Below are 24,090 nucleotides of genomic sequence, written 5' to 3'. Positions count from 1 at the left end.
TTGAGCAGGAGTTCCAGATTCTCCAAAACTATCATTCACAGCTACAAATTCTTGAGGTACTGGGCTGTTTTTAGCCAATACTCCAGAAATGCTTTCACCTAAACCACCCATATAGTTATGCTCTTCAGCAGTAACAATACAACCTGTTTTAGCAACAGAAGCCAATACTGCTTCTGCATCCAAAGGTTTTATAGTGTGCATGTTTAAAACTTCAGCAGAAATTCCTAATTCTTCTAATTGCTCAGAGGCTTGTAATGCTTCCCAAACTAAGTGTCCAGTAGCAACAATGGTTACATCAGCACCTTCTGTTAATTGGATGGCTTTTCCAATAACAAATTTATTTTCGTGTTCTGTATCTGTATGTTTCGGCATGTAAATAGGCACAACCGGACGTCCAAAACGCAAGTAAACAGGCCCTTCATGAGCAGCAATAGCAATAGTAGCAGCTTCTGTTTGGTTGTAGTCACATGTATTAATAACAGTCATACCGGGTAACATTTTCATCAAACCGATGTCTTCCAATATTTGGTGAGTTGCTCCATCTTCTCCAAGCGTTAAACCTGCATGAGAAGCACAAATTTTTACGTTTTTATCAGAATAAGCAACAGATTGACGGATTTGATCATAAACTCTACCTGTAGAAAAGTTAGCGAAAGTTCCTGTAAAAGGAATTTTACCACCAATTGTTAATCCAGCAGCGATACCGATCATGTTCGCTTCAGCAATACCAATTTGAAAAAATCTTTCTGGATTTTCTTCAATAAATTTGTCCATTTTTAAAGAACCAATTAAATCAGCACAAAGTGCTACTACATTTGGGTTAGTTCTTCCTAATTCAGCTAAACCAGCTCCAAATCCAGAACGAGTATCTTTTTTCTCGGTAAACGTATATTTTTTCATTATATGTTGTATGTTATTAATCGAGAGCAAAAGTACTAATTTAAAATAGTTTTTAGAATTTATTAGCGCTTCTTTTTTAGGGAAGCCAAAAAGTGTTATAAATTCTTAAAATCGATAAGGAAAACTTGGGTATTAGTGATGTGTTAAAGGGGTTTATACGCCTATTGTATATTTCCGCCAACAGGTAATTTACTTGGGACTTCCCTAGGAATTTCTTTGTCGAAATTGTCGGAATTTAAGGTGTTGAAAAAAGAAATAATGGTACTCATATCTTTTACTTTTAAATTAATTCCTTTGTTAAGCGTATCCAATTGAGAATCTTTGATCAAGGGATTTTCGGAATGTCCGGATGCAATGTCTTCATAAAATTCTAAAACTTGTTGCAAGGTTTTAAATTTTCCATTGTGCATATAGGGTGCAGTATATCTTAAATTTCTTAGGGTTGGGGTTCTAAAACCATAAGTTTTTTCGTAACCTGTATCTGAATAGCCTAATTTTTCATTGTCAGGAACTCCCAAAACATGAATTTTATAATCGGTAAACATGGGGCCATTGTGGCAATCGGTGCATTTTGCTTTTTTAAACAATTCAAAACCGTCCTTTTCTCCTTGGGATATGGCATCTAAATCTCCTTTTAAAAATTGATCAAAGCGGGAGTTAGGCGTTGTCAAACTTCTTTCAAAACAAGCAATTGCTTTGGCTATATTTTCTTTGGAGATGGAATTTTTATCAGGGAACACATCGTCAAATAATTTTACGTATTCAGGAATGCCTTTTAAACGGTTGACCAGCGTATCTAAAATAGCGTCAGCAGAAATTTTTGTACCTCTCATTTCTTCAAGAGATTGTATAGGTCCCAAAACTTGGTCTTCTAAACTCTGCTCTCTATTGTCCCAAAACATGGGCGCTTTTAGTGGATGGTATTTGCCATCAATACCAATTCCGTTGTAGGCAGCATTTAAAATGGTATGTGCATTTCTTTTTACAAGTGGAATGCTGTTTGGAATTTTAAATTTACGATTGCTGCTAAGTCCATGACCATTAACTCCTATAGAAAGGTCTAATGCTTCGGCATAGCCAAATTCAGGATGGTGGCAACTGGCACAAGCAACATCTTTGTTTCCTGAAAGAATTGGATCGTAAAAAAGTAATTTCCCCAAAGAAATTTTTTCTTTTGATGAAGGATTGTTTTTAGGGGAAATTACTTTCTCGGGTAAAGGCGTATACACGGAATTCACATCCACTTTAGCCTTTTTTTCTTTCTGATTGCACGAGCTGATTGCCAATAGACAAATAATAATACTAGCCGATATAGTAGCAATCTTGTACCGCATATTGTTTATTTTTTCATTCCTAAATAAAGTTTAGGAAGTTCATTTGTTGTTTCAAAATTTGTGAGTTCTTCTTTTGTAATACTTGTTTTCCACAAATAAACGCTTTTTAATTTTTTGAATTTTAGAAAAGAATCTAAAGAAGAGGCTGTAATTTTTGTTTCGTACAAATTCAAACTTTCAAGTTTTACCATTTTTTCTAAAGAAGTAATTCCCGCATCGCTAATTGGATTTTTTGCCAACTTCAGTTTTGTCAAGTTTGAAAAAGTAGTTAAGGTTTGTAAGTTTTCATCGGTAACAAAGTTATCCTCTAACTCTAACCAAAATACATGATCTTTAATTTTTTCTAATTTCTTTAGAAGCGTAGTGAATTCTTCATTGGTACTAGCCGTTTGTGTAGGCAATACCACATCATAAATATGCGCATCAAACACCAATTCTCTAATGGCAAAACCAGCATTAATTAAGTCTGCAATAACAAGACTGTCTACAGCGGCCACTTTAGGAAGTGCTGCTTCCGCACTACCGTCTAATTTTAAATAACTAGCCGCAATGGGTAGTATTTTGCTATGATTTTCAATTGCCATTAATTTTGTGGTAAAATCGGCCTTGGCACTTTCAATCCAATAACTGATCAATTTTATTTCTTCTTCTGTTAAAGGCGTTTTTCCTTCTGGCGGCATAAAATCTTCATCGTGGTCGCTTAAAGAAACCCGGTGTATTAAATCTGATTTAGAAAGATCACCAGCAACTACAGCCAATCCTTTTTTACCACCTTTTAAAATCATCTCCTGATTTTCAAAGGAAAGTCCACCTTTCTTTTTAGAGGCATTGTGACAACTGGCACATTTGTCTTGTAGAATTGGGTTGACAATATGGTCAAAGTAGGCAACTTCTTCCATGGTTTTTGGCGGAAGAATTTTTACAGGTTTGTCTGTAAAAGGAGCATATTTTGTTAAATAGTCAGAACCATGAGTAAGGTTTCCTCCATAATGCCCAGTAATACTTATCAATGCAACTAACAAGGTTAAACTGGCAATATTGGACTTAAAGCTTTTCAATTGAATAAATTTAATTTTATCAATACTAATTAGCCAAGCAAATAAAGTTGCGACGGTTGTTGCAATTCCAAACCAAAAATGACCATCCAACATTTCGCCGTCATATTCGCCACTTAAAGACAACATATAACCTAATGTACAGGCTTTAGCAGCTGTAACAAAACTAAAGAATAGGGCGTAAGGAATAGCACTTCTTAATTCCTTATTATTTTTCCATTTGCTGAAAATTTCTAAGAGAAAAGCAAAGGTTAAAAAACCGATGGGTAAATGCACAACCAATGGGTGAAATCGGCCAAGAAACAATACAAAATCAGGTACTTCGTTCATTTTAAATAATTTATTTAGAAACGCATGCTAGCGTTGTTGTGGAATTAATTTTTTAATAACACGTTCGTTTTTGTAGCGTTAGAATTAGATGCGTTCTAATTTTAAAGGAGGCGTTTTGTCGGCTCTCCATTGGCATACATAAATATTTTTATCATTATCAATACATACATCATGACCATGAGAAATAGGACGTTCAGTAAGTTGATATGATTTTTGCAATTCGCCACCTACATATATTGGAGCCGTAGCACCTGGATTTGAAACAACGGTATCTCCTTCTAAAATAGTAACAAATCCTGTTGGTTGTTTCCAATTTGTTTTTCCTACTTCGGGTTGAGACCAACAAACACCAGCATATAAATTTTGATCGTCGAATACCGGACGGCAAACCTGCATATTAGGTAAGTGTAAGGTTTTAATATATTTTCCATCCAAAGTAAACCACTTAAAAGAAGCTTGATTTCTAGAAGTACAAACCACCATTGGGTTTTTAGGATCTCTATAATCTATAGCGACACCATGTGCACTTTTTAGTTGGTAGTTTTTATCAGGATTGTCAGAACCACCCCAATGTCTAATATATCTTCCGTTGTAGTCGTATTGAATAATTCTACTCATTCCATAACCATCCGCAACATAAATATCTCCGTTAGGCCCGATAGCAGTTTCTGTAGGGCAAAATGATTCACCTGGTTTGTAAACGCCAATAGTTACTGGGTGTCCAATATCAAAAACAACTCTACCATCCATGGTCGTTTTAGCAATACGTCCATTGTGTTTGGTCCATTTTCCGCTTTTATTTAAAAACCATCCAGAGTCGGCCAAAAATAAAAAATCTTCACCACCTTCGTCAGAAATAGTCAATCCATGACCACCAGGATAGGCGGTACCCCAAGAATCAATAACATTCCCCGACTTATCAAAAATGATCACATTATTTCTTGGATGATCACCAATCATGACCAATCTCCCTTTGCTGTCCATTTGCATTTCGTGACAATTAAGCAAAGGTGTTTCAATAGAACTCATTTGAGCCCAATCTCTAACTAATTTGTATTGATAATCACCATGACCTAAAATGGTTTCTTTTTCCAACGGTTTTTTCATCATGTGAAAACCAAAGGTTGGTGTTGCTGCAAGTGCGACACCCGCCAATGCTGAGTTTTTTATAAAATTTCTACGAGATTTTTCCATAATCTTATCTAGAGTGGTTTTGGTTAGTTACGTTAATAAATCCTTTACAACATGTCCATGAACATCTGTCAAACGATAGCGTCTTCCTTGATGTTTAAAGGTCAGCTTTTCATGATCGACACCAAATAAGTGCATTAAAGTAGCATGGAAATCGTGTACATGTACAGGGTCTTTAGTGACGTTGTAGCTAAAGTCATCTGTTTCTCCATAAGAAAAACCAGGTTTTACACCAGCACCAGCCATCCACATAGTAAAGGCTTTTGGATGATGATCTCTACCATAATTGTTAGCTGTTAATTGTCCTTGAGAATAAACAGTTCTACCAAATTCTCCACCCCAAACAACCAAAGTGTCTTCTAACATTCCACGTTGTTTTAAATCTTTAATTAGGGCAGCCGTTGCTTGGTCTGTTTTTTTAGATTGACTTTTTACTCCGCCTGGGCAGTAGTTGTGTTGGTCCCATCCTTGGTGGTATAATTGCACAAATTTCACTCCTTTTTCTAAGAGTTTTCTGGCCATTAAACAGTTCGCAGCATAGGTTCCTGGGTCTCTACTATCTTTTCCGTACATATCAAAAATATGTTCAGGCTCGTCTTTAATATCGGTTACTTCAGGTACAGAAGTTTGCATTTTAAATGCCATTTCATACTGTGCCATTCTTGCTTGAATTTCAGGATCTCCGTAAGTATCTGTTTGAAGATCATTTAAATGGCTTAGGTAATCTAGCATATGTCTACGATCGTGACCGTCATAGTTTTCAGGGTCTGTTAAATAGAGTACAGGATCTTTACCCGATCTAAACTGAACTCCTTGGTGTTCTGTAGGTAAAAAACCATTTCCCCATAAACTAGCTTTTAGGGGTTGCCCTTTTCCATTTTTAGAAACTAAGGTAATAAAAGTAGGTAAGTTTTCATTGTCAGAACCCAAACCATAACTTAGCCAAGATCCAATTGCAGGTCTACCCGGTAATTGATGTCCGGTTTGCATAAAAGTAATGGCCGGTGTATGGTTAATTTGATCGGTTTGCATTCCTTTGATAAAACAAAGATCGTCTACTACTTCAGATAAATGTGGCATAACTTCACTAACCCAAGCTCTGGATTTACCATATTGCTTGAATTTAAAAGTAGAAGGAGCAATAGGCAAGGTACTTTGTGCGCCACTCATTCCTGTTAGTCTTTGTCCGCCTATAATTGAATCAGGTAATTCCTTACCAAACATGTCTGTTAATTTGGGTTTGTAATCAAACAAATCCATTTGTGAAGGCCCACCACTTTGGAATAAATAAATTATTCTTTTGGCTTTTGGTAAATGGTGAGGCAATCCTAGTCTGTTTTTATTGTAAGCAGCTAGAATTTTCTCAGTAGTTTGTTCCTGACTTCCTGCGGCCCATAATTTTTCAGTTCCTAAAAGACTACCTAAAGCAATAGCACCTAAACCTAAAGAGGTTTTCTTTAAAAAATGCCTTCTATCTAATTGCTTTTCAATTTCTTGTAAATCTCTATTGTTAGATGTTAACTTTTTATGTTCGTGATTGTTACACATAATTTTTTATTTGTAGGTTAACAATTTATCTTTTGGTGATGCTAGCATCTGTATTCATAATGGTACTGGCTACAATAGCATTGGCGGTAATCAAAGCTTTGTCGTCTGTTGCGTCAATTTTAAAAGCTCCAGTATTTAACCAACCTTTTGTTTTTTCAGGATGCTTTTTGAATTTTTCATATTCAGATTTTTGCAGTTCTGTTAAGACCTCCAATTCTTTGTCTGTAATATGTCTCCCTGTTAATTTTCTGAAGGTTTGTTGAATTCCTTCGCTAAGGCTATCTGCCAAAGTCATTTGTTTTCCTAAAACTCTTGAAGCTTCTACATAGGTTGGGTCATTTAAAATAACCAGTGCTTGTAGAGGTGTATTTGTTTTTTGTCTACGAGAATTACAAAGATCTCTATTAGGCGTATCAAAAGTAGCTAAGGTAGGATTTGGAACTGAACGTTTCCAAATTGTATACATACTTCTTCTGTACAATCCTTCTTCACCATCTTGCTCGTAATGTCCTCCATTTACTTTCCACAAACCTTTAGGTTGATAAGGTTTTACACTTTCTCCACCAATTGTTGTGTTTAACAAACCAGAAGCGAACAAAGCATTGTCTCTTAACATTTCTCCTGTCAATCGAACAGCAGGGCCCCTAGCAAGTAGTTTATTGTCTCTGTCATTTTTTAATAAATCTTCACTAACAATAGAGCTTTGTTGGTAGGTATGAGACATCATAATTTCTTTATGTAGTTTTTTTACATCCCAACCAGAGGCTACAAAAGTAGTTGCCAACCAATCTAAAAGTTCTGGGTGACTTGGCAATTCTCCTTGATTCCCAAAATCTTCTGAGGTATTTACGATTCCTCTTCCAAATAAATTTTGCCAGTATCTGTTTACAGTAACACGTGGTGTTAATGGATTGTCTTTGTCTGTAATCCATTTGGCCAAACCTAACCTGTTTTTAGGTAGACTTTCATCCATAGGGAAAATTCTTTCCGGCACATTAGGGAATACAGAATCTGTAGGAGAATCATAATTTCCTCGGTCTAAAATGTAAGCTTGTCTGTTTAGCTTACTTTCTTTAAGCACCATTATTTGTTTTACTTTGTCGATGCTATCTACATACGCCAATCTGTCTAATTCTAATTTATGTAAAACATTGCTGTAAGCTTTAGAATTTGTTGCCAAATAGTACTTACGTAAGCTATTTTTTTCTGTGTCGGATAAATTTTCGAAACTAGTTTTCTTAAGTTTAGTCAAATTTTCAGATTTGGCTAGTTGCATGACTTCAATTTCGCTTAATTCTCTGTCATAAACGGCTAAATCATCAACCGTAGCTCCTCCAATTCCTTTACCTCTCCATACGGCTCCAATACGAAGTCCCGGCTCTAATCTAGGTCCTTTACCATAAAGTCTTAAGCCATGAAAAATAATGTCTTTGTATAAATTATCGAAAACGGTTTTGGTTTGTAGTTTTTCTCCATCCATAAAAATAGATACGCCATCGGCCTTACTAGAACCGTTGTATGTCATCGTTACATGTACCCATTTTTCTTTAGGAATTTCTTTTAACGACTCTACAACAATTGCATTGTCTGGGTATACATGAGCTAATAAAGCTTCCAGTTTGTTGTCTTTTATTTTTAAATGATATCCTCTAAAACTATGCAATTCAGGACTATTCATTTTATGGAAAATCACTCCTTCTTCAAGTTTAGCGGGAACAAAAATTTCGATTCCAATACTAAAAGGTTGGTTTCTTTTAAAAACTCCAATACTGTCTAAGTCCATCCAAGTATCACCATCCATGGCCAAACCTTTACCCGTTTTTCCTTTTTTAAATACAACAGGTTCGTTTTGAACAAACTGCTGTCTCATTTGGATTTTATTTTTCTTCTTCGTTCTAATTTTATTTGTAAGTTTCCCGTTATTAAAGTCGAATTGAGCCACCAAGCCTTTTGAGCTAGGGGTGTTGGGAATAGTTTTGTAACGATTGTTAGCAATCCATTTGTGAGCTTTTTCAGACTCTATGGAAGCGGTGTTTTTAACTTTTTCTTCGGTTTCTTTTGTAATTCCTTCTAAATAAGCCAATACATCTTCTTGCTGTTTTGTAGGCAATAACATAGCAGGAACTGGAGTGGCTAAATCCCAAGGAATCAATCCGGTTTCATCTACATTGTTAAAAAAGGCGAACAATTCGTAATAATCTTTTTGAGAAATTGGATCGTATTTATGATCATGGCATTTAGCACAAGCATAAGATAAACCTAACATTCCTTGACTTACAGTTGCGGTTCTATCGGCAACATATTCAACTCTAAATTCTTCATCAATAATTCCTCCTTCAATATTTTGAGGATGCAGACGGTTGTAAGTAGTTGCTAATTTTTGCTCGCGAGTGGCGTTTGGCAATAAATCTCCAGCCAGCTGCCAAGTAAGAAATTGATCATAAGGCATGTTTTCATTAAAAGCTTTGATAACCCAATCTCTCCAAGGAGAAGTATCTCTGTAGCGGTCGTTACTATAACCATGGGTATCTGCATAACGTGCAACATCCATCCAGTCTAAGGTTCTTTGTTCTCCGTAATGTGGCGATGCTAATAAACGGTCTAGTTGTTTTTCAAAAGCATTGTCTGAGTTGTCGTTAACAAAAGCGTCTAACTCGGCTTCGGTAGGTGGTAAGCCAATTAAATCAAAGGAAGCTCTTCTTAATAAAGTTTCTTTATCAGCTCTTTTAGCAGGGCTTAAATTGTTTTGTGCTAATTTGGTAAAAACGAAATGGTCAATTGGATTATTGGCCAATTCGGTATTTTTAATTTTAGGAACTTTAGGATTGCTAACTTCGGAAAAAGCCCAGTGATCTTTGTATTCAGCACCTTGTTCAATCCATTTAATTAAAACAGATTTTTCATAAGCACTTAAAGTCAAGTGCGATTCTGGCGTTGGCATTATTTGTTTAGGATCGTCACTTAAAATTCTGTGAAAGATTTCTGAGTTTTTTAAGTCTTTTGGAGTAATTGCAAATTTACCAGGAGTTTCAGGTAATTCTGCATACGCAGTTTCTGCTAGGTGTAATTGCAAACCAGCAGAAATTTTTCCTTTATCGGGCCCATGACATAAAAAACATTTGTCAGATAAAATGGGCTTTACATGTTGATTAAAATCTAATTTTTTAGGTAATTTTTTATAGGCTATTTCCACCGACTCTGGCAAACTTGGTTTGCAAGAATAAATTCCTAAGGAACAAAAGGCTAAAATTAAAATATTGTAATAACGCATAAATAAAAATGATTGGTGTGTAAAATTATCATTTACATCCTTATATTTGGTGTTGTTTTCCGATTTCTAAATATGTGTTTCCGATATTTATGTTTGTTAGGTGACTTTTGTCATAGGAAATTGGAATTTAATTATTTATAAAATAGCTGAAAATGAATAGAACCTTACAGTCTTTAAAACTAGCCTTATTAAATACAGGTTTTGCTGATTTAGATACTTCATGGAATTTTGACAATGTAATCAGTCCGTTTTCAAGGTTGTATTATGTTTTAGAAGGAACAGGAGTAGTTACACACAACAACAGGGATTTTGAGTTGAAGCCAGGGTATATGTATTTGATTCCGAGTTATACCTATAGTAAATATAGATGTGAGGATTTTCAAAAACAATATCATGTGAGTTTTATAGAGGAAATGAATACCAATACTTCGGTTTATGAATTGAGAAAATTTAAATATGAAATTAAAGCTACAGAAATAGATAAATTTTATTTTGAAAGATTGTTGAAATTAAATCCGAATAGGGCGTTGATCAATGATGATCCTGAGGTGTATGACAATAGAGCTAGCTTGTTGGCTTTTAAGGAGCAAAATGAATTGTTGACGAGCTCAGAATATTTAGAAACAAAAGGAATACTGACCATTTTGTTTTCAAGGTTTATTAAATCGGAAGTAAAAAAACAAGTCTCAGAAGAAGAAAGACTTATAGGTTTTAGAGAGGTGTTAAAGTATATAAATGAAAATTTGCATCAAGATATTTCAATAAAGAAACTGTCGAGTTTTAGTAATTTAAGTCCCGATCATTTTTCAAGAGTATTTTATAAAAAGCACAAAATGCGACCCGTAAAATATATTCAATCCAAACGGATAGAACGTGCGCAATTGTTACTGCTAACAACCGATTATACGATTAAACAAATCGCTTATAAAGTAGGCTTAGAGAATTTGTCAAACTTTTCGAAAATATTTAAAGCCGTTTCAGGAATAACTCCAGGAGCTTATCGGAAAAATGGACGTAGTTAATTAGGCCAATGTTTTTAAATACTTGTATAATTTATGGATGGGTAAGCCCATGACATTGAAATAGCTTCCTTCAATTTTTTCAACGGCTATAAAGCCAATCCATTCTTGAATACCATAGCTTCCTGCTTTATCGAAAGGTTTAAAATTACTTATGTAATATTGAATTTCTTCATCACTCACTTCTGAAAAATAAACCTTTGTGGTGTCTGTAATAGTTTCCGTATGTTGTTTTGTTTTTATACAAACCGAAGTAATTACTTCATGCATTTGACCCGACAAGGCTTTGAGCATTTGAAAAGCTTCTTGTTCATTTTTAGGTTTTTCTAAAGCTTTGTTGTCAAACCAAACAATGGTGTCCGAGGTAATGACTAATTCGTTGTCTTTTAGAGTTTCATCAAAAGGTTTCGATTTTAATTCTGATAAATATTCTGTGATTTCGTTTTTAAACAGATCTTCAGGATATATTTCTTCAACATCAAATAATTGAATGCGAAAGGGAAGGCCTAAATCTTTTAAAAATTGTTGTCTTCTAGGAGAACCAGAAGCTAAAATAATTTGGTAGGTATCTGTTAAATTGGAAAGCATATCAAAATGAAATTAGTAGTATGTAAAAAAGGCCTAAGCCTAATATGATTTTTAGCAAAGTGCTAAGTTTGTGAAATTCTTCCTTTTTTTTACTGAGTGAAATACGGAATAAAAAATAGAGAAAAGGGAGTACGATGAGACAAACAAAGACACATTTTTTCCAAAGGACACTCGTGTCAATTTCAATAACAAATCGGATAAAAAAATACAGGCTTACTGCTCCTAGAAAACCGATTATTTTTAAGGTTCTTTTGGTTCCTAGTAGTATAGGGAGCGTTTTCATTCCCGCATTGTAATCACCATTAATGTCTTCAATATCTTTTACCATTTCTCTCATGAAATTAAGTAGAAAGGTAAATAAAGCTAGACTGTAAGCGTAGCGTAAGCCTTGTAAGGATTGAAAATAATTTTCTGTTTCAAAAAAGACCAAGAGCAGTAAATTGGCAGCGACTAAAATGGAAATAATAAAATTTCCTATGAGTATTTTTTTTTGAAAATAAGCAGAATACAAATAAAGTAGCAGACTAATACCTACAAAAATAAATGAATAATAGGGTTTGTTTACGAAATAGGACAGGGCGGAACCGCAACAAATACCGAGGAATGAAAACAAAGCATAGAAGCGGTAAGCCGCTTTTTTTGAAACAAACTTAGGAATAAACCTCTGTTGAGGTTTGTTAATACGATCACATTCAATATCAAAAATATCATTGATGATATAACCACCACTGGCAATAAAAATAGTGGCTAGTGTAAGCAAAGAAAATTGAAAAGTATTAAGTCGACCCTGAATTGGAAACTCGGTAAATAAAAAATATTTCAGAAAAAATTGAGATATAAACAACATCAAAAGATTCTTCCATCTAATGAGTTTTATAACGGCCGAAAAAAAGTGCATTAAAAATTCTTTTTAATCCTTGCCAAATCTCTTTTGTTATCTCTGTCCTTTAATGTATTTCTTTTGTCGTGTAATTTTTTACCCTTACAAAGTGCAATAGATAATTTAGCCCATCCTTTATCGGTTAAAAAAAGTTTTAAAGGTACAATGGTTAAACCAACATTTTTAACTTCCTTTTCTAACCTTTTCAATTCACGTTTGTTTAATAACAATCTACGTGCACCGGTAGGTTTATGGTTGTAAGCATGTCCAAACAGGTATTCTTCAATATACATATTGACCACAAACAATTCACCACGCTCATTAAATTCACAAAAACTTTCTGTGATGCGGGCTTTGCTCTCTCTAATCGATTTTATTTCTGTACCCGTAAGTTGAATTCCTGCGGTGTAGGTATCTAAAATTTCGTATTCAAAACGAGCTTTCTTATTTTGTATGTTGATTTTCTTTTGCATAATGGTGCAAATGTAATTAATATACGCAAGATGTGTATACCAAGTTGCACTATTTGACTTAATTTTTAATAAGAAGCATTTAAATTTAAGTTGGCAGTCTGCATTTCATAGCTGTCATTATGTATTTCCTTTTTAAAGAAAGATGGCTGATGAAGTTCTGAATGATAAAAATTTAACTCGAAAGCATTTTCTTTCTTATTGATTTTAAGGAAGTTTTTGTTTTTATCGAAGATGATTTCTTCTGTATTTTTGGATTCCAATTTGTATTTATAAAACAAATAATCTTGTATTCGAATAGATTCTTGTTTGGATAGGTTTTCAAATTGATAATTAAAATGGATCAGTTTGTCTTGGAAATAACACAAGGTACTGATAGATTTTACACCGCGAATTCGGGTGTTGTACATAAAAATTTGTAAATCTTCCTGATCGGTAGCCGTACTTTTATGGTTGGCCTGTCCGTACATTTTTTTCAAGATGTTTCCAGGAGAGTTAAACTCAATAATTCTATTGAAACGCATTTCTTTAGCGTATTGTTTGGCTAATGGAAAATCGAAATTCATGTTTTCGAACAAAGATTGCGTGTAGTTGGCGGCAATACTTTCAAGTTGATTTTGGGAGGGTCTGGTGCTTTTTTTCGTGTTAAAAAGCATTGAAAAGAAAGATTGCTCTTTCTTTATAGGGGTAAATAATTTCATAAATCTAATTCACTTTAGGGGTAAACCAAAGTTAATAAAAAAAAACATCAATAAAAATATTGATGTTTTAAGTTATGAACAATGTGTGAACTAGGTTTGTTTTACAAGGTATGGATTTGTGTTTTTAAGACATTCATTCGCCAGATCAATTTGTCGTTTGTTTCCTCAAATAATTCTTTATAATAGGAAATTCCTTCAATTAAATTGTTTTTGAATTTGATCAAATATTTTTCTTGTTTTTTATCGGGCGTAATTAAAAAATCTTCCAGTTTTTTATTGAAATAGCGGACATACATTTCTAATTCTTTGACAAACATATGTGGTCTTTCGGCAACATTCATAATATTTGCTTTTCCATAAATATGCTGCACCATTGTTTTTAAAGATACCTTTTTATCGAAATAAGCTAGGTTAGGGCCAGGGCATACCAATACGCCTTGTTTGGTTTCTTTTGCTTCAATGTTTTTATCAATCAAACCAGCATTTGCCAAACCAATGCATAAACAAGATTTTTCGGTTATTTTATCAAATTTATGTTGGTATTGCGCTTCTGTTAAATCCTGAGTTTTCAGGTTTTCAATTTCAATTTTTTGAAATTTTTGTGAAGCCGTACAAATGGATGTTTCTGTGTATTGTCTATTGGAAGCCAAGAATTTCTTCGGACAAGAACTTCCAATTTTATCGTTTTGAATTCTGTTTTGTTTGTAAACTTCATTTGAAGCACCTCGCACACTATTAAAAGGAACACCTAAAGGAGAAATATTACTCAAGTACAAATCTTCTTCTTTTGCTTTTTGAAGTAAAGTTTGCGTTTCTTCATCTACTGTTGTTGCTTCTGGAACCAATAAAAAAGGAGATCCCCAACCAACAGAGCTTACTTTGTATTTGTCTAATAAAAATTGATGCTCGGCAGAAGTACCCACACCACCTTGTACGGTAATTTCTAAATTTAGGGCTTGTTCAGGACAGTGTTTTCCTTTTAAGTCTAAAGCTTTTTTATAGGTCTCAAAAGTTTTTTCAATCAGACTTTCTTTGTTTTGCTTGAAGGTGTCTAAAATGGGACCCAATAACAAACCATCGGTCGCAAATGCATGTCCACCACAATTCAATCCAGATTCAATTCTGTATTCCGAAACCCATAAACCTTTTTTAGCAAAAAATTGTCCTTGAATCATCGCCGATCTATAATCGCTTACCTTTAGAATAATTTTCTTTTTAAGATAATTTTCTTGTGTAGGATAAAAATCTTCAAACTCTTCAAAATAGCTGTATAATCGAGGGTTCATTCCTGCAGAAAGAACGATAGAAGAACTTAAATTACTTTTAGCAAAGCCTCTTAAGGCGGCATGTGCATCATTGTGTTCTGTTCCTAACAATTCTTTTTTATGGTAATTTTCGTTATCCAACTTGGTCATAATATTGACATCTATTTCACCAGTTGTCAAATTTTCTTGAATCCATTTTTGAATTGTTGCTTTGCTAGCGTTGTTTTCAAGTAGCGAAATTAAATTTGTTTTTACTTCAGAAAAGTCGGGCAACATTTCTAAATAATCTGTCAAAACTTCTTTCTTTTCAAGTAGAGATTCTTTGAATTCTTGGAATTTATTTTTGACGATAATATCCATATTATTCAAATAAGAAGTAATTCTTTTGGCTCTAGAATCTAATTCTTTTGTAGGGTATGCTTGAAAAGGAAGTTGGTATTTTTTGCTGTAAAACTCATTCATTTTTTCAATAAGAACATCATCCACTATAGATACTACAGAAGAGATTCCATATTGCGCTACTTTTATCGGGCTGTCTACCGTAAATGCCAATCCCATAACAGGGATATGGAAAGTATGTGCTGTTGTTTTTGTAGTCATATTTTTGATATAAAATTAGACAACAAAATTGGCTAGAACTAGTTGTAGAAACAATGATATTAATCATGTTTATAGTGGCTTTAAAAGGAAAGAATCCTCAACGATTTTAAGTTCGTTGAGGATTCTGAAAAAAAACTAATTTCCCTTAAATTATCAAAAAGGTATGTGTTTCGTCGTAAAATATTACAATTTATTACAAAAAAAACCTTTCAGAATTACTGAAAGGTTTTTGCTATAAATCTCTAAAATTTTATGCTTAGTTTTTTACATGCAAGCTTGCATTTAATTCAATTGTTTTAGGATTCGGTCTACACGTTAAATGACCATTTGTGCTGTCTAATAAAAACAACAATTTGTCTTTTCCATTCAATTCTGCACCTTTTACAATATTGGCACCTTCTTCAACAACAGTTCCATTAATATCTATAGGTTGCTTGTTTTCGTTGTACAACCAAACTTTGGCCGCAGCGGTAACATAAACTCCAGCAGCAATAGTACATCCAAATCCAAGAGAAATTCCTGTTCCAGAATTAGCTCCTAACAAACATTTATCTCCAATAGAAATTACATTTTTATTTCCTCCAGAAAGTGTTCCCATAATTGAAACTCCACCTCCCAAGTCAGAATCATGACCAACAACAACACCGGCAGAAACACGACCTTCAATCATGGCGTTTCCTAAAGTACCTGCGTTAAAGTTGATGTATCCAGCTGGCATTACTGTAGTTCCTACAGCACAATGTGCTCCTAATCTTACTTGAGATCCCGAAGCAATACGTACACCGTTTGGTACATGGTAATTTACCATATAAGGGAATTTGTCAACATGAGTAACATTTAAGGTAGCACCTGCAAAAGTTGCTTTTATTCTTTCAGCACTTAAGTCTTCCGGCAAAATAGGTCCTTGGTTGGTCCAAGCAATATTGTTTAACTGACCAAAAACACCTTCTAAAGATAAACCATGAGGTTTTACATGCAATTGTGATAAACATTGTAATTTAAAATATCCTTCAACAGCATCTTGAACAGCGCTATCTTTATCAAATAAGAAATAAGCAACTACATCTACCGTTTGGTATCCTTTAGGTTGGTTGTAGTTTTCTAATAATTGTTGAATTAAAACAATGTTTGGGTGTTTTTCAATTTCATTATGAAAAGCAGCAAAATTATCAAAGGCTTTTTGCAATTGTTCTTTTGACACCGTTACAAATCCATTTTTATCAGAAGCATATCCCGTTACATCTTGCAAAAGCGCAGCTGTTCCAAAGGCAGAATCCCAATTTATCGCAGGAAAATTTACATCTAATGTTTTGTCTCCTTTTGATTTTCTAATTCCCAATCCAAAAGCCAAAGGTTTTGCATATCCTGATTTAGAAGTTATGTTTTGAACGTATTCCTTAAAGTTGTCTATAGTATTCATTTTTGAAATCTTTGATTTATTGGCTGCAAATATATTATAAATGATTAATATATGTAAGTTTTATACTTTGGCATTTTGTTTTCAAATTTTAAAAAAATGGCTGTTTTTTGTTCGTTAAGTGTCGTGTGCTATGGCGATAATCATTCTAGTTTTCGTTTTCGTTTTTTTTTAATGTATATTTGTCTTTGATAAAAGCAAGAAAAAGCTAATTGTTTTCTTGTTTTGTCTTTACAACTCACCATATAACCACCAAATTAGCTATAATGGAAGAAAATAATCCTGACCAACAAAATGAAACTCCTGTAAAAAATACTGTAGATAGCAGAATTGCAGCCGTAAGAGACTTAATCTTTTCTGAAAACATGGAGCAGTACGATGCTCAGTTTGATGATGTCAACAATAAAATTAACGAACTTAGAGAAGATACTGAGAAAAATCTTTTTGAAACCACTGCCAATTTGGAACAGCGTTTGGCTGATTTGGAAAGTTTGATGGAGCAAAAGTTTGATGCTTTATACGATGACCTTGATAAAAGACTTGCCAAATTAAATGACGACAAGGCGGATAGAAGACAATTGGGGAAAGCATTAGAAAAAATAGCGGTCATGTTACAAGGATAGATGAAAAAGTCACCTGAAGATACCCAAAAAGATAAGCGTTTTGAGTTGCTCAGAGAACTACTGTTAGAAGAGGATAGAAAAGAATTAGAATCTTTAAAAGAGGAGGTCTTAGTACATGAGAAATTTTCTGAGCGTGTGGCTCCTCTTGTAGATGAAAAAATTGAAATTCTTCGAGAAAAATTTCCAGAATACTTTGGAGATACGATTACAGAAACGATAAAAATTCAAATTAGAGACTCACAAGATGAGGTGATTGAGGCGCTTTACCCTATTTTGGGTAAGTTGGTTAAAAAATTTATTATTAGTGAAATAGAGAAATTAACCGAAAGTATCAATAAAACCATCAAAGAGAAATTTTCTGTTAAAGAAATTATCAAGCGATTTTTTAAGAATAAAAAAAACAATGCAGATGTTGTTTTACAAGAAGTTTTTCACCCAATAATAGAAGAAGTTTTTGTTATTGAACGAGATTCAGGTCTTTTGGCAGGAAGCTATTCCAAAGGGAATATTGCCGATAAAGACATGGTTTCTGGAATGTTAACCGCTATTAAATCCTTTGCTGAAGATGCTTTTTCAAAAGAAGCGCAAGATTTAGAAGATATTAGATTTGAAACTTTTCAACTGTCGATTCAAAATTTTAAAACCATCTATATCGCTGTGGCAACTTCAGGGGTTTTAAATATGGATTTTAAAAGTGAATTATCAGATAAAATTATTGATATTGCAGAAATTATTTTAAAAGACAGGTCTTATCTAAACGATGAGCCTAAAATGAATGCTTTGCTTCTAAAGCATTTGATTGAAAAAGAATCAGAATAGTTGTTAATTTTTTAAAGAAATGGTTTCTAAAAAAGTATTGTTGGTAGGTAATTTTGGAGTTGGAAAAACTTCATTAATTCGAAGATTCGTGTTGAACGAATTTTCCGAAGACTATATTAGTACTATTGGCGTACGGGTAAGTAAAAAAATAGTTGAATTTGAAAACCAACAAGTAAAATTAATTATTTGGGATGTTGCAGGGACTACAGGAAATGAAAAAGTGCCAAAAGCCTATTTTTTAGGCGCTAGTTCTGCCATGTTGGTTTTTGATGTTAGTCGTGTCGAAACTTATTTGCATTTAGAAGACTATGTACAAACGATCAAAGAATTATCAAAATTAAAGGAGGTTACCATTGTTGGAAATAAAAAAGATTTATTAACCACGGATGAATTAGAAAAGGTAATCGATAAAATAAATGTCAAAGTAGACTTGGTAACAAGTGCAAAAGAAGATGACAATGTGGAGGAGGCATTTGTAATGTTGGCAAAAGAATCTATAAAATAAAACTATTGGTACCTACTAAAATTGAAGATTTATTTATTCAGTTAAAAACTGATTTTTCAGGAACAATCCTTGAAATAGAAGCGGGGAAATTTGTTGCTGATCAATTGGTTCCGAAGAATTCTATTTATGAACTTTGTCCGTTTTTGGAAGCTTCCTTAGAAGACTTACCTTTGCATGAAGTGTATCATTTAAACACAATGTTAATTGTTGTTGATACCATAGAATACAATGTAGATTTAGAACTTATCAGGGCTATTCATGATGTTTCTATACTAATTCACGACCGATCTAGTGTGTACAAGCACGTATCACAATTGAATCAAAATAGGAATGATTTAATTTTGCTGAAAAGAGAATTGGATCTGAAAAATACCGAGTTAGAGAACTTAAAAATTATTGCAGAAAAGGCGAACGAGGAGAAATCGCGATTTTTGGCGGTAATGAGTCATGAAATAAGAAACCCTTTGAACTCTATTTTAGGCTATTCTGAAATGATTGCTACGGAAGCAGAAGAATTGAGCATTATTAGATATGCGAATTTTTTAACCAGAGCCGGTAAAAATCTACGTGTAATTGTAGACGATATTCTAGATCTATCAAGAATAGAAGCGGGAAGATTAGAGCTGATTGAAGAATCTATTTCCATCAAAGAAGTTATTGAAAATTGTGTAAATGATTTTAGGTTTCAATTAAAAGGTGGCGATTTGGCCATTCAATTAATTGAAGAAAACACCTTGCCTAAATTTATTGACGGTGATGCTGTTCGAATCACGCAAATTTTATCAAACCTGATAAATAATGCCATCAAATTTACTCAAAAAGGAATTATTTCTATAGGTATAGCCGTTATTTCAGAAGATGAATCCATAAGTACCATTCGCTTTTATGTAAATGATACGGGTAGAGGAATGACTCAAGATCAGATCAAAACTATATTTAGAGAGTACGAACAAACTCAAGCAAGAGACCAACATAACAAAGGGGGAGCAGGTTTGGGCTTGTCTATTGTAAAGCGTCTTACAGAAGCCATGAAAGGATTGGTGACTGTAGAAAGTACGGTTAATGTTGGAACAAAATTTAGTGTAGATATTCCTTTTAGAAGAACACATTTGGACAGTGTTGAATATGTGAAATCTGAAGAGCTAGTTACTATTGATTTAATTGGGAAAGAAATTTTATTGGTAGATGATGATCGTTTGAATCTTACGATCATGGATCATGTATTGAGTAAAGAAGGTTGTGCTTTAACTTTAGTGGGCGATGGTCAAGATGCTCTTGAGTTGTTGAAAACAAAACGTTTTGACGCAGTTATTTTAGACATCAATATGCCAAGAATGACGGGTGAAGAATTGATGCGAAAAAATGACTTGTTTACGGAATATAATAAAGAGACGCCTTTTATAGCCTTAACAGGAAATACAGGCAAAACCGATCAAGACAGGTACGTGGTACTAGGCTTTTTCAATGTTTTATCAAAACCTTATACCTTTGTTAAACTAATTGATACGCTTAAGAAAGCTATTTACAAAGCTTAAATTTATTAGCCATTTTTTCGGGATTTTTGTCTGAAAAATAATTCTCTTTCTTCAAAGGTTTTTTCCTCTATGGGCAATAGCACTTCTTTAAATAATTCCATGTACTTTTCATCATGTCGAACAACGCGATTCTTTTTTAAATTAAAAGGAACGTAGCCAAACCAAGCTACCGATTTAAGAATCGTTTTATCTTTATTCCACATACGCATTTCTACAAGTAAATGTTTGGGAGCATAAGAAATTAATTGCGATTCAAAGACAATTTCTTCCATGGTAAAAACAGGGCGTATATATGCTACTTGGTTGTTGCAAATAACCCAGCCCAAACCTTCATTTTGTACTATTTGAAAAACATCAATATTGTAATTGTCAAACAATTGGTCTTCCCTAGAATTTAAGTAATAATCTACATAACGACCGTTGTTTAAATGATTGAAAGGATCACAATCTTGGAAACGTATTTTTTTTGAACTTTCTAATATTTTTGCTAGTGCCATGACTTAGGGGTTTATTTTTTTTTCTAATTCTTCGTAAATGGTTTTCTTAGCTGCTAAATAATCAAACCATAAAGTTGTGCTGTCTTTTTTAAACCAGGTTACTTGTCGTTTGGCAAATCTTCTGGTGTTTTTTTTAATTTCTTCTATGGCAAATTCTAAAGAAATAGTTCCATCGAAGTATGAAAATAATTCTCGATAACCGACCGTTTGCAAGGCGTTTAAATGTTTGTTAGGATATACTTGTTTTGCTTCTTCTAACAAGCCTTCATTTAGCATTATATCCACGCGTTGGTTTATTCTATCGTACATAATAGCACGGTCTGCTGTTAAACCGACTTTGATAGACATGAAGTTTCTTGGTGCTTTGGGTTTGTTTTTAAAAGAAGAATAGGTTTCTCCTGAACCGATGCAAACTTCTAAGGCCCTAATAACTCTATGCGGATTGTCAATAGCAATAGTAGCATAGGTTTCCGGATCTAAATTTTCTAATTGAGCTTGCAAGTAGGTCAGCCCTTTGCTTTCTAAATTAGCGTTTAATTGTTCTCTAATTTTTGGATCAACATCAGGAAAATAATCCAATCCATTTAAAACAGCATCTACATACAAACCACTTCCACCCACCATAATCACAACATTGTTTTCTTGAAACAATTCGTCAAGTTTTAGGAGTGCATCTCTTTCAAATTGTCCAACATTATAGTCTTCAAAAATAGATCTATTTTGAATAAAATAATGATCGGCTTGTGCCAATTCTTTCTGTGTAGGAACAGCTGTGCCAATAGTTGTTTCTTTGTAAAACTGACGTGAGTCACAAGAAATAATAGGCGCCTGGAACTGTTTTGCCAAGGCAATACTTAAAGCTGTTTTTCCAATTGCAGTTGGACCTACAATGCTAATGAGAGTCTTTGACATTTTTTATGAATTAAACAGCGAATTGTCGTAAATGGTGATCTAAATGTTTGTAAAAAGAGATATCCCATTCATTGGCGGTTAATTTTCCAAAGGAGTTAGATTCTTTTCCTTCAAAATAATCAGCGCCTAGTTGCTGTGTTTTTTTGATATAATCAATGAGTATTTCTTTTTCAACTTCAAAAACTCTTTCCTCTGAAATAATAAATTCAGGTGCTGTTCTAGAATTTGTTTTGTAAGGTTTTTTACCTACCACAATTGGTTTTACAAATTGTTTTAATAAAAATTGTTTGACCTTATTAGGTTTTTCATGTTCGTTATAAGCCAAATCAAACATTACTGAACTATGTGCTAACATTTGTGCTACATTCATTTTACCCCAAATAGGCATACAGTCATGAGACAAACTATTAATTCTGTCAATTAGTTTATGGGCTACGTTGTTGTCAAATATACTTTCCATGTGTTTACTTTTTCTTCATATCTATTAAAATTGAAAAGGTGCTGTTTACGTCTTCTTCCTTTACAACTATGGTCATTTCGTGTGTGGTTGAAATTATTTCTTGAACAGAAATACCTGCCCAAGCCAATTGCTTTAAAATAAAATAATAAACTCCAGATTGTTCTACGTTTGTTTTTGGAAGTTTAATGGTAATTGAAGCCAAGTCTACATGTGAATAAATCAATATTTCTTTGGCAAATAATTCTTTTACTTTGATTTCTAAATTTTTACTTGTTACTATATTTGTTTCAAAAATTCCTTGTGAAATTGTGAAAAAATAATCTTTATCATCTCCAATTTCGGTTAGCAAAGAGGTGATTGATTTTAATAGGCTAGTCGTATTTTTATAGGTGAAATTACAAAGGTCAGATCGAACAATAAAATCGCCTAATGAAAAGGTGAATTTTTTAATGTTTTTTCTAATTCTTAGTAAATTAGAAGGTGATAGTCTGTTAATGGCCATCATAATGGCACCAGGTTTTACTTCTTTCCCTAAATCCTTTTCTACATCCTCCTGAATAGCCCTTGCCAACGAAGAAACGTTGATTAATTTATCATTCAAGGCCTCTTCATAAAAGGGCGTTTTTCGGATGATACTCTCTACAGATTCTTGTATTGTTTTCATGGATATGTTTAAAATTAAACAATTTGTAGTAAAGTGTAAATATATTATAATTTTTTGCGCTACATCAACAATTGGAGGATTTTTGCAGCATAAAATTATATAAAATAATGAAAGTTTTAAAATTTGGAGGAACTTCTGTTGGTAGCGCAAAAAGCATCAAAGAAGTAGCGAAAATTGTAGCGAATATTGAGGGACGTAAAATTGTTGTTTTATCGGCAATGTCTCAAACAACAAATGTGTTGCATAAAATTACAGATTTTATAGCGACTTCAAAATTTGTTGAAGCTGAAAACACCATTGATGAATTGTGTGCAAAATACAAGGACGTTATTACTGAATTGTATAGTAGTGATGCTTACAGAAAGCAAGCAAGTGCTTTTATTGAAGAGCGTTTTGATTTTATAAAATCATATGCACATGAAGGTTCTGTTGCTGTTATTGAAGGAATAGAAAAAATTATTGTAGCACAAGGAGAAATTCTGTCTACCAATATGTTTGCCATGTATTTGGAAGAAATCAAGCAAAATGCTAGTCTTTTATCAGCGTTTGATTTTATGCGTATTGACGAAGCAGGGGAGCCTGATTCTGCTTTTATTACGGAAAGTTTAGGAGCCATTACGGAAGCGAATCCTCAGACAGATATTTTTGTAACTCAAGGTTATATTTGTTTGAATCACGTAGGTGATATCGATAATTTAAAACGTGGAGGAAGTGATTATTCGGCATCTTTAATTGGAGCGGGAATTGTTGCAGAAGAAATTCAAATTTGGACAGATATTGATGGAATGCATAACAATGATCCTCGTTATGTAGACAATACGTTTTCATTAAAAGAAATTTCATTCGACGAAGCTGCGGAGTTGGCTTATTTTGGAGCTAAAATCTTGCATCCACAAAGTGTTATTCCTGCCAAAGAAAAAAATGTACCTGTTTTATTAAAAGATACTTTTAACCCTGAGTCGCCTGGAACAATTATTAAAAATTGTGAGGTACCGAATAGAGTACGCGCTATTGCTGCCAAAGATGGAATTACAGCTATAAAAATTAAGTCGTACCGAATGCTAATGGCGTATGGTTTCTTAAAAAATATATTTGAAGTTTTTGAAAAATACAAAACTTCAATTGATATGGTTACAACTTCTGAAGTTGCCGTTTCTTTAACAATTGATGATGCAAGTCATTTAGCTGAAATAACGAAAGAATTAGAAGATATAGGAAGCGTTGAAGTTGATGATAATTTAAGTATTATCTGTTTGGCTGGAGATTTTTCTTCGAAACAAAAAGGAGCAAGTGCTGCTATTTTTAATAGTCTAACTAATATTCCTATTCGTATGATTTCTTACGGTGGAAGTAATTACAATGTTTCATTGGTGGTAAGTACAGATGATAAAATTCCTGCACTTAGAGCTTTAAATGAAGGCGTTTTTGATAATGTAGTCTCTTAATAATAATAATAATTGTAAATAAGGCTGTCTGAAAAGACAGCCTTATTTTTTTGTTTTGGAG

At 33.5% G+C, this 24,090-nt stretch carries 22 protein-coding genes; 6 read left to right on the top strand and 16 right to left on the bottom strand.

Going from position 1 to position 24,090, the window contains the following annotated elements:
• The 6 genes from FGM02_RS10180 to FGM02_RS10155 form a co-directional block, all read right to left on the bottom strand.
• Nucleotides 1-900, bottom strand: a 900-nt coding sequence (locus tag FGM02_RS10180; protein WP_139958259.1) for a transketolase family protein, incomplete at its 3' end; no start/stop codon positions are given.
• A gap of 161 nt (nt 901-1,061) precedes the next feature.
• Nucleotides 1,062-2,234 carry a cytochrome-c peroxidase gene (locus FGM02_RS10175; RefSeq protein ID WP_139958258.1) on the bottom strand — a complete coding sequence of 391 codons (1,173 nt, stop codon included), beginning with the start codon at nt 2,232-2,234 and terminating at the stop codon, nt 1,062-1,064.
• 5 nt (nt 2,235-2,239) lie between these two features.
• Nucleotides 2,240-3,619: a c-type cytochrome domain-containing protein gene (locus tag FGM02_RS10170; protein ID WP_139958257.1), complete on the bottom strand. Its 1,380-nt coding sequence runs from the start codon at nt 3,617-3,619 to the stop codon at nt 2,240-2,242.
• Nucleotides 3,620-3,703: 84 nt separating this feature from the next.
• Nucleotides 3,704-4,813 carry a twin-arginine translocation signal domain-containing protein gene (locus FGM02_RS10165; RefSeq protein WP_139958256.1) on the bottom strand — a complete coding sequence of 370 codons (1,110 nt, stop codon included), beginning with the start codon at nt 4,811-4,813 and terminating at the stop codon, nt 3,704-3,706.
• Nucleotides 4,814-4,840: 27 nt separating this feature from the next.
• Complete coding sequence (locus tag FGM02_RS10160; protein ID WP_139958255.1) at nt 4,841-6,358, bottom strand: DUF1501 domain-containing protein; 1,518 nt, start codon at nt 6,356-6,358, stop codon at nt 4,841-4,843.
• A 25-nt stretch (nt 6,359-6,383) separates the two neighbouring features.
• Nucleotides 6,384-9,629, bottom strand: a complete 3,246-nt coding sequence (locus FGM02_RS10155) for a DUF1553 domain-containing protein (protein WP_139958254.1) — start codon at nt 9,627-9,629, stop codon at nt 6,384-6,386.
• A gap of 152 nt (nt 9,630-9,781) precedes the next feature.
• On the opposite strand from FGM02_RS10155, the gene FGM02_RS10150 reads away from it, so the two are divergent.
• Nucleotides 9,782-10,651, top strand: a complete 870-nt coding sequence (locus tag FGM02_RS10150; RefSeq protein WP_139958253.1) for a helix-turn-helix domain-containing protein — start codon at nt 9,782-9,784, stop codon at nt 10,649-10,651.
• Here the strand turns inward: FGM02_RS10150 and FGM02_RS10145 are convergent, their stop codons facing one another.
• The 6 genes from FGM02_RS10145 to FGM02_RS10120 form a co-directional block, all read right to left on the bottom strand.
• Entirely contained in the window at nt 10,652-11,236 is a 585-nt protein-coding gene (locus FGM02_RS10145; RefSeq protein WP_139958252.1) for a Maf-like protein, read from the bottom strand.
• 1 nt (nt 11,237) lies between these two features.
• Entirely contained in the window at nt 11,238-12,083 is an 846-nt protein-coding gene (locus FGM02_RS10140) for a geranylgeranylglycerol-phosphate geranylgeranyltransferase (RefSeq protein WP_262711113.1), read from the bottom strand.
• A gap of 50 nt (nt 12,084-12,133) precedes the next feature.
• Entirely contained in the window at nt 12,134-12,589 is a 456-nt protein-coding gene (smpB, locus tag FGM02_RS10135) for an SsrA-binding protein SmpB (RefSeq protein WP_208021500.1), read from the bottom strand.
• Nucleotides 12,590-12,654: 65 nt separating this feature from the next.
• Nucleotides 12,655-13,287: a hypothetical protein gene (locus tag FGM02_RS10130; protein ID WP_139958249.1), complete on the bottom strand. Its 633-nt coding sequence runs from the start codon at nt 13,285-13,287 to the stop codon at nt 12,655-12,657.
• Nucleotides 13,288-13,388: 101 nt separating this feature from the next.
• A complete protein-coding gene (locus tag FGM02_RS10125) occupies nt 13,389-15,152 on the bottom strand; it encodes a hypothetical protein (RefSeq protein WP_139958248.1) in 1,764 nt (587 codons plus the stop codon).
• Between the two features lie 256 nt (nt 15,153-15,408).
• The gene (locus FGM02_RS10120; RefSeq protein ID WP_139958247.1) at nt 15,409-16,572 is read right to left on the bottom strand and encodes a tetrahydrodipicolinate N-succinyltransferase N-terminal domain-containing protein; all 1,164 of its coding nucleotides are present in this window, start codon (nt 16,570-16,572) and stop codon (nt 15,409-15,411) included.
• Between the two features lie 263 nt (nt 16,573-16,835).
• On the opposite strand from FGM02_RS10120, the gene FGM02_RS10115 reads away from it, so the two are divergent.
• From FGM02_RS10115 to FGM02_RS10100, 4 genes are read left to right on the top strand one after another with little or no spacing between them, the layout of a single operon-like run.
• On the top strand, nt 16,836-17,192 hold the full coding sequence (locus tag FGM02_RS10115; protein ID WP_139958246.1) for a magnesium transporter CorA family protein: 357 nt from the start codon (nt 16,836-16,838) through the stop codon (nt 17,190-17,192).
• Complete coding sequence (locus tag FGM02_RS10110; RefSeq protein WP_139958245.1) at nt 17,193-18,011, top strand: cell envelope biogenesis protein OmpA; 819 nt, start codon at nt 17,193-17,195, stop codon at nt 18,009-18,011.
• 19 nt (nt 18,012-18,030) lie between these two features.
• A complete protein-coding gene (locus FGM02_RS10105; RefSeq protein ID WP_139958244.1) occupies nt 18,031-18,516 on the top strand; it encodes a Rab family GTPase in 486 nt (161 codons plus the stop codon).
• Nucleotides 18,517-18,521: 5 nt separating this feature from the next.
• Complete coding sequence (locus FGM02_RS10100; RefSeq protein ID WP_139958243.1) at nt 18,522-20,051, top strand: ATP-binding response regulator; 1,530 nt, start codon at nt 18,522-18,524, stop codon at nt 20,049-20,051.
• Between the two features lie 5 nt (nt 20,052-20,056).
• Here FGM02_RS10100 and FGM02_RS10095 read toward each other — a convergent pair whose 3' ends face one another.
• From FGM02_RS10095 to FGM02_RS10080, 4 genes are read right to left on the bottom strand one after another with little or no spacing between them, the layout of a single operon-like run.
• Nucleotides 20,057-20,548: an acyl-CoA thioesterase gene (locus FGM02_RS10095; protein ID WP_139958242.1), complete on the bottom strand. Its 492-nt coding sequence runs from the start codon at nt 20,546-20,548 to the stop codon at nt 20,057-20,059.
• A gap of 3 nt (nt 20,549-20,551) precedes the next feature.
• A complete protein-coding gene (gene miaA, locus FGM02_RS10090; RefSeq protein ID WP_139958241.1) occupies nt 20,552-21,460 on the bottom strand; it encodes a tRNA (adenosine(37)-N6)-dimethylallyltransferase MiaA in 909 nt (302 codons plus the stop codon).
• A gap of 10 nt (nt 21,461-21,470) precedes the next feature.
• The gene (locus FGM02_RS10085; protein WP_139958240.1) at nt 21,471-21,920 is read right to left on the bottom strand and encodes a DUF1569 domain-containing protein; all 450 of its coding nucleotides are present in this window, start codon (nt 21,918-21,920) and stop codon (nt 21,471-21,473) included.
• A gap of 4 nt (nt 21,921-21,924) precedes the next feature.
• Nucleotides 21,925-22,584 carry a hypothetical protein gene (locus FGM02_RS10080; RefSeq protein ID WP_139958239.1) on the bottom strand — a complete coding sequence of 220 codons (660 nt, stop codon included), beginning with the start codon at nt 22,582-22,584 and terminating at the stop codon, nt 21,925-21,927.
• A 107-nt stretch (nt 22,585-22,691) separates the two neighbouring features.
• Here FGM02_RS10080 and FGM02_RS10075 point away from each other — a divergent pair, with 107 nt between their 5' ends.
• A complete protein-coding gene (locus FGM02_RS10075) occupies nt 22,692-24,029 on the top strand; it encodes an aspartate kinase (protein ID WP_139958238.1) in 1,338 nt (445 codons plus the stop codon).
• Nucleotides 24,030-24,090: the final 61 nt, after the last annotated feature.

The organism is Flavicella sediminum (assembly GCF_006381105.1).
Lineage (GTDB): Bacteria > Bacteroidota > Bacteroidia > Flavobacteriales > Flavobacteriaceae > Flavicella > Flavicella sediminum.
This window is presented reverse-complemented; position numbering and strand designations above follow the sequence as displayed.

What these genes read in the sequence shown, in the direction of transcription:
- FGM02_RS10175 (WP_139958258.1), bottom strand. Translation starts at nt 2,234, where the DNA reads ATGCGGTACAAGATTGCTACTATATCGGCTAGTATTATTATTTGTCTA.
- FGM02_RS10170 (WP_139958257.1), bottom strand. Translation starts at nt 3,619, where the DNA reads ATGAACGAAGTACCTGATTTTGTATTGTTTCTTGGCCGATTTCACCCA.
- FGM02_RS10105 (WP_139958244.1), top strand. Translation starts at nt 18,031, where the DNA reads ATGGTTTCTAAAAAAGTATTGTTGGTAGGTAATTTTGGAGTTGGAAAA.
- smpB (WP_208021500.1), bottom strand. Translation starts at nt 12,589, where the DNA reads ATGCAAAAGAAAATCAACATACAAAATAAGAAAGCTCGTTTTGAATAC.
- FGM02_RS10125 (WP_139958248.1), bottom strand. Translation starts at nt 15,152, where the DNA reads ATGACTACAAAAACAACAGCACATACTTTCCATATCCCTGTTATGGGA.
- FGM02_RS10165 (WP_139958256.1), bottom strand. Translation starts at nt 4,813, where the DNA reads ATGGAAAAATCTCGTAGAAATTTTATAAAAAACTCAGCATTGGCGGGT.
- FGM02_RS10140 (WP_262711113.1), bottom strand. Translation starts at nt 12,083, where the DNA reads ATGTTGTTTATATCTCAATTTTTTCTGAAATATTTTTTATTTACCGAG.
- FGM02_RS10130 (WP_139958249.1), bottom strand. Translation starts at nt 13,287, where the DNA reads ATGAAATTATTTACCCCTATAAAGAAAGAGCAATCTTTCTTTTCAATG.
- FGM02_RS10155 (WP_139958254.1), bottom strand. Translation starts at nt 9,629, where the DNA reads ATGCGTTATTACAATATTTTAATTTTAGCCTTTTGTTCCTTAGGAATT.
- FGM02_RS10110 (WP_139958245.1), top strand. Translation starts at nt 17,193, where the DNA reads ATGAAAAAGTCACCTGAAGATACCCAAAAAGATAAGCGTTTTGAGTTG.
- FGM02_RS10160 (WP_139958255.1), bottom strand. Translation starts at nt 6,358, where the DNA reads ATGTGTAACAATCACGAACATAAAAAGTTAACATCTAACAATAGAGAT.
- FGM02_RS10085 (WP_139958240.1), bottom strand. Translation starts at nt 21,920, where the DNA reads ATGGAAAGTATATTTGACAACAACGTAGCCCATAAACTAATTGACAGA.
- FGM02_RS10115 (WP_139958246.1), top strand. Translation starts at nt 16,836, where the DNA reads ATGGAAGAAAATAATCCTGACCAACAAAATGAAACTCCTGTAAAAAAT.
- FGM02_RS10145 (WP_139958252.1), bottom strand. Translation starts at nt 11,236, where the DNA reads ATGCTTTCCAATTTAACAGATACCTACCAAATTATTTTAGCTTCTGGT.
- FGM02_RS10080 (WP_139958239.1), bottom strand. Translation starts at nt 22,584, where the DNA reads ATGAAAACAATACAAGAATCTGTAGAGAGTATCATCCGAAAAACGCCC.
- FGM02_RS10075 (WP_139958238.1), top strand. Translation starts at nt 22,692, where the DNA reads ATGAAAGTTTTAAAATTTGGAGGAACTTCTGTTGGTAGCGCAAAAAGC.
- FGM02_RS10095 (WP_139958242.1), bottom strand. Translation starts at nt 20,548, where the DNA reads ATGGCACTAGCAAAAATATTAGAAAGTTCAAAAAAAATACGTTTCCAA.
- FGM02_RS10150 (WP_139958253.1), top strand. Translation starts at nt 9,782, where the DNA reads ATGAATAGAACCTTACAGTCTTTAAAACTAGCCTTATTAAATACAGGT.
- miaA (WP_139958241.1), bottom strand. Translation starts at nt 21,460, where the DNA reads ATGTCAAAGACTCTCATTAGCATTGTAGGTCCAACTGCAATTGGAAAA.
- FGM02_RS10120 (WP_139958247.1), bottom strand. Translation starts at nt 16,572, where the DNA reads ATGAATACTATAGACAACTTTAAGGAATACGTTCAAAACATAACTTCT.